Source organism: Paracoccus fontiphilus, assembly GCF_017356265.1.
GTDB lineage: Bacteria > Pseudomonadota > Alphaproteobacteria > Rhodobacterales > Rhodobacteraceae > Paracoccus > Paracoccus fontiphilus.
The window spans coordinates 1-5,257 of sequence record NZ_JAFNAW010000115.1; the positions used below are offsets into that span (position 1 = coordinate 1).

The following is a 5,257-nucleotide window of genomic DNA, read 5'->3' on the forward strand; positions in this document are numbered from 1 at the left end:
GACGTGGAAGGCGCGCAGCCCGGCGCGGCCAAGCCTGCGTCGGCGCCCGCCGCCGCAGCGGCTGCCGCTCCCGGCCCGGCACCCGTCGCGCAGGCACCGAAGGCCCCTTCGTCCGACGCGATCCTCAAGATGTATGCGGACCGCGAGACCGAGGAAGTCCAGCTCGACGGCATGCGCCGCACCATCGCCGCCCGCCTGGGCGAGGCCAAGCAGACCATCCCGCATTTCTATCTGCGCCGCTCGGCCAAGCTGGACGCGCTGATGGAGTTCCGCGCCATGCTGAACAAGCAACTGGAAGCGCGCGGCGTGAAGCTGTCGGTCAACGACTTCATCATCAAGGCCAGCGCCTTGGCCCTGCAGCAGGTGCCGGACGCGAACGCCGTCTGGGCGGGCGACCGCATCCTGAAGCTGAAGCCCTCGGACGTAGCCGTCGCCGTGGCGATCGAGGGCGGGCTGTTCACCCCGGTCCTCAAGGACGCGCACCAGAAGACACTGTCGGCCCTGTCGGCCGAGATGAAGGATCTGGCCAAGCGCGCCAAGACCAAAAAGCTGGCGCCTCACGAATACCAGGGCGGCAGCTTCGCGATCTCGAACCTCGGCATGTTCGGGATCGAGAACTTCGACGCCGTCATCAACCCGCCGCATGGCGCAATCCTGGCCGTCGGCGCGGGCATCCAGACCCCCGTGGTCGAAAACGGCGAGGTGGTCATCCGCAACGTCATGTCGATGACCCTCTCGGTCGATCACCGCGTCATCGACGGCGCCCTGGGCGCGCAACTGCTGGAAGCCATCGTGACGCATCTGGAAAACCCGATGGGGATGCTGGCCTGATCCAAGGCCTATACGACTGCTGAAAGGGGCGCCTCGAAGCGCCCCTTTCTTTCATCTTGGCACAAATATCCTCGGGGGGTCCGGGGGGCGAAGCGCCCCCGGCGACCGCGGGACGCAAATCAGCGCAACGCCTCCTCGATGGCGCCGACAAAGGCGTCCAGGTCGTCCGGGTTTCGGCTGGTGATGACGCCCCGATCCACCACGACCTTTTCGTCCACCACCTCGGCGCCCGCGTTCTTCATGTCGGTGCGGATCGAATCGTAACTGGTCAGGCGGCGACCCTGCGCCAGTCCCGCCTCGACCAGCAGCCAGGGTGCGTGGCAGATCGCGGCGACGGGCTTTCCGGCATCGGCAAAGCTGCGGATCAACGCAACCGCCGTTTCATCCTTGCGCAGGTTGTCAGGGTTGATCACCCCGCCCGGCAGCACAAGCGCGTCGTAGCCCAAGGCATCCACATCGGCGATGGCCTTGTCGGCCGGGACCGACTTGCCCCAGTCATCCTTGTCCCACGCCTTGATGGTGCCTGCCTCGGGCGCCGCCACCGTCACGTCGTGGCCCGCGCCCTTCAGCTTTTCCAAGGGCACGAACAGTTCGGACTGCTCGAACCCGTCCGATGCCATGATCAGAACCTTTGCCATGAATGGCCTCCTTTCGCATCAGCCCACCCAATGCGGCGGCCCTGACGAAGTTCCGGCCTATTCCGCCGCCTGCCGGGGCCGGTTCAGCCCGATCCGCCGCGCGAGCCAGCCGGTCAGCCGTCCCTGCCCGCCATGGATCAGCGAGAACAGCGCCGGCACGAACAGCAGCGACAGCACGGTGGAGAGCAGCAACCCCCCGATCACGGCAATCGCCATGGGCGCGCGGAACTCGCCCCCCTCGCCCGTCGCCAGGGCGGACGGGATCATCCCCGCGCTCATGGCGATGGTGGTCATGACGATGGGGCGCGCGCGCTTGTGGACGGCGTCCAGAATCGCGTCGCGCTTGGCCACGCCGCGCTCGATGGCTGACAGTGCGAATTCCACCAGCATGATCGAGTTCTTGGTGACGATCCCCATCAGCATCAGGAAGCCGATCACCACCGCCATGCTGATCGAATGGCCGGTCACGAACAGCGCCAGGATCGCGCCGCCGATCGCCAGTGGCAGCGACAGCAGGATCGACACCGGCGTGACGAAGCTGTGAAACAGCAGCACCAGCACGACATAGACCAGCATCACCCCCGCCCCCATGGCGGTGCCGAAGGCGCCGAAGACCTCGCCCATGATCTCGGCATCGCCCGAAGGCTGGATGAGGGTGCCGGGCGGCAGTTCGATCCGGGCCTGCAACTCGGCCACCTGCGCGCTGACCGGCCCCAGCAATGCGCCGTCGGCAAGGTTCGCGCTTACCGTCGTCTGGAACTGGCGATCATAGCGCCCGATCTCGGTCGCGCCCGCCGACAGCGTCACATCGGCCACGGTTCCCAACGGCACCTGGCCGGCGGTCGAGTTGACCCGCAGGTTCTGCACCGTCACCAGATCCGCCCGGGCCTCGGCGTCCAGGCGCACGACGATGGGAATCTGCTCGTCGCCCGCGTTGAACTTGGCAAGGTTCGATTCGACATCGCCCAGCGTCGCCACCCGCAGCGTCGTCGCCATGTCGCTGGCCGACACCCCAAGCTGCGCCGCCACGTCGGCGCGCGGCGTGATCTGGATCTCGGGGCGCTGCAGCCGGGCCGTCGTCGTCACGCTTTCCAGCGACGGCAGGTCCGACATGGCGGTGGCCAGGCGTTCGGCGGCAAGGGCGGCGCCGTCCTCGGTCTGGCCCAGGACGTTGATGGTCAGGTCGTTCTGGCCGTTCTCGTTCTGGAAATTGATGCGCATGTCGGGCGTATCCGCCAAACGTTGCTTCAACTCTTCCTCCAGCACGAATTGCGACCGCTCGCGGGTTTCCTTGCTGCCATAGTTGATCATCACCCGCGCCTCGGTGACGTCCGACCCGTCGCTGTAGACGAAGACCGACTGAACCTCGGGCACCTCGTCGATCCGGGCGGACAGGCTGCGGGCGGCGCCCTCGGTATCGTCGATGGTGGCGCCGGGCGGCAGTTCGACCTCGATCTGGCTGCGGCCGATGTCCGAGGCCGGGATGAACTCGGTCGGCAGCAGCGTGGCCGAGTAGATCGACCCAGCGAAGATCCCCAGGCCGGTCAGCAGCGTCAGGCCCCGATGGCGCATGGTCCAGCCCACCACGCGCATCAGGGACCGCATGACAAGGCCGTCACGTTCCTCGGTGCCATGCACCGTGCCGCGCATCAGATAGGCCGCCATCATCGGCGTGATGATCCGCGCCACCAGCAGCGAGAACAGGACCGACACCGCGACCGTCAGCCCGAACTGCTTGAAATACTGCCCCGGTATGCCGCCCATGAAGCTGACCGGCGCAAAGACCGCGACAATGGAGAAGCTGATCGCGATCACCGTCAGCCCGATCTCGTTGGCGGCTTCCTCGCTGGCCTCATACGGCGGGACGCCCATGCCGATGTGGCGGACGATGTTCTCGATTTCCACGATGGCGTCGTCCACCAGGATGCCGGTGACAAGGGTGATGCCCAGCAGGCTGATGCCGTTCAGGGTGAAGCCCAGCCAGTGCATCACGAAGAACGTGGGGATGATCGACAGGGGCAGCGCCACGGCGGCGACCAGGGTGGCGCGCCAGTTCCTCAGGAACAGGAACACCACGACCACTGCCAGCGCCGCCCCTTCATAAAGCGTGTCCATCGCGCTGTGATAGCTGGCCTCGGTATAGGTCGTGGCGTCGTCGATCAGGGTGATGCGGGCATTCGGGTAACGCTCGCCGATCCGGGCCAGCCGTTCCTTGGCCCCGTCCCCCGCCGCCAGATCGGATGCGCCGGTGGTCCGGTAGATGCCGAAGGCCACGACCGGCTGGCCGTCCAGCAGGGCGAAGCTGCGCTCCTCGGCCGGGCCGTCGAGAACGCGGCCCAGCTGGTCCAGCCGGATCGTGCGGCCATCGGCGATGGAGATCGGTGCCCCGGCCAACTGTTCCACGCTGCCGGCGGCCCCCAGCGTGCGAATGGAGTATTCGCGCCCCGCCAGATCGCCGCGCCCGCCGCCCAGGTCGATGTTGCGCGCCCGCAACTGGTTCGACACGTCCGCCGCCGTCAGCCCGTGGGCCAGCAGCCGGTCGGGGTCGAGTTCTACCTTGATTTCCCGCGCGGCCCCGCCGATGCGGCTTGTCTGGCCGACGCCATCGACGGTGGACAACTCGCGCCCGATCACGTCGTCCACGAAATTCGACAGCGATTCGATGGATTGGGTCGGGTCGCTTACGGCATAGGTCAGGATCGGCATCCCCGTCACGTCCAGCCGCCGCACCAGCGGCTCGCTGATGCTCTCGGGCATCTGCTGGCGGACGTTCGACACCGCGTCCTTGACGTCGTTGACCGCCCGGTCGCTGTCGGTTTCCAACTCGAATTCCACGACGATCTGCGCCGTGCTGTCCGTCGCGGTAGAGGTGATGTGGCGCACCCCGGTGACGGATGCGATGCTGTCCTCGACCGGCTGGATGACCTGCGTGGTCAGTTCCGACGGCGCGGCGCCCGGCTGGTCGATGGTCACCTGCACGATGGGCAGGTCGATGTTGGGCATCGCCGTGACCGGCAGGCGGGTGAAGCTGTAAAGCCCGACGATCAGCAGCACCAGGAAGATGGCGATCGGCGGAACCGGATGGCGGATCGACAGGGTAGAGAAGTTCATGGCCCGGTCCCCTTCGCGGGGACCGGGCGGACCTGGTCGCCGGTGCGGAAGAACGCGCCGGATCGGGCGATGACAGGATCGCCCTGCGCCACGCCCTCGATGATTTCGCGGCGCCCGTCCCACAGCAGGCCCGCACGGACGGGGCGGGTTTCGACCACGCCGTCGCGCACGACCTGCACCCGTTCGCCAGCGTCATCGGCCAGAACGGCACCGGCGGGAACGGTCAGGGCCTGCCGCCGGTCGGTGATGACCCAGCCGCTGGCGAATTGCCCGGTCCTGACGCCGGCGGCGTCATCCAGCGCGATGCGCATGACGCCCAGCCGCGTGACCGGATCGACCGAGGCCGGAACCAGCCTGACCGTTCCCGGCACGGTGCCCACGCCCGCCACCGTGATCTCGGCGGGATCTCCGACGGCAAGGCCGGGCAGCGCGGTTTCGATGACCTCGGCCGACATCTCGACCGCGCCGTCGGCCAGCAGGGTGAACAGCGGGTCGGTGCCGCCGCCTGCCAGTGCACCCAGTTCGGCCGTGCGCAGGACGACCACCCCGGCCACGGGCGCGATGATTTCCGCCCGGTCGAGGTTCAGTTGCGCGATGCGGCGCGCGGCATCGGCCAGGGCCAGCGCGGCGCGCGCGACGGCCAGGCCATCGGCGGCCGAGGCAGCCTGGGCCCGTGC

4 protein-coding genes are annotated in these 5,257 nt (G+C 67.9%); 1 reads left to right on the forward strand and 3 read right to left on the reverse strand.

Annotated features, from left to right (window positions below; genetic code table 11):
* The coding region (locus J0F76_RS19750) for a dihydrolipoamide acetyltransferase family protein (protein WP_207472103.1) at positions 1–831 on the forward strand (831 nt) is incomplete at its 5' end.
* A 119-nt stretch (positions 832–950) separates the two neighbouring features.
* Here the strand turns inward: J0F76_RS19750 and J0F76_RS19755 are convergent.
* From J0F76_RS19755 to J0F76_RS19765, 3 genes are all read right to left on the reverse strand, one after another.
* Positions 951–1,469, reverse strand: a complete 519-nt coding sequence (locus J0F76_RS19755; RefSeq protein ID WP_207472104.1) for a type 1 glutamine amidotransferase domain-containing protein — start codon at positions 1,467–1,469, stop codon at positions 951–953.
* 57 nt (positions 1,470–1,526) lie between these two features.
* Positions 1,527–4,580: an efflux RND transporter permease subunit gene (locus J0F76_RS19760; protein ID WP_207472105.1), complete on the reverse strand. Its 3,054-nt coding sequence runs from the start codon at positions 4,578–4,580 to the stop codon at positions 1,527–1,529.
* Positions 4,577–5,257, reverse strand: a 681-nt coding sequence (locus J0F76_RS19765; protein WP_207472106.1) for an efflux RND transporter periplasmic adaptor subunit, incomplete at its 5' end; no start/stop codon positions are given. The genes J0F76_RS19760 and J0F76_RS19765, both read right to left, overlap by 4 nt.

What these genes read in the sequence shown, in the direction of transcription:
- J0F76_RS19755 (WP_207472104.1), bottom strand. Translation starts at nt 1,469, where the DNA reads ATGGCAAAGGTTCTGATCATGGCATCGGACGGGTTCGAGCAGTCCGAA.
- J0F76_RS19760 (WP_207472105.1), bottom strand. Translation starts at nt 4,580, where the DNA reads ATGAACTTCTCTACCCTGTCGATCCGCCATCCGGTTCCGCCGATCGCC.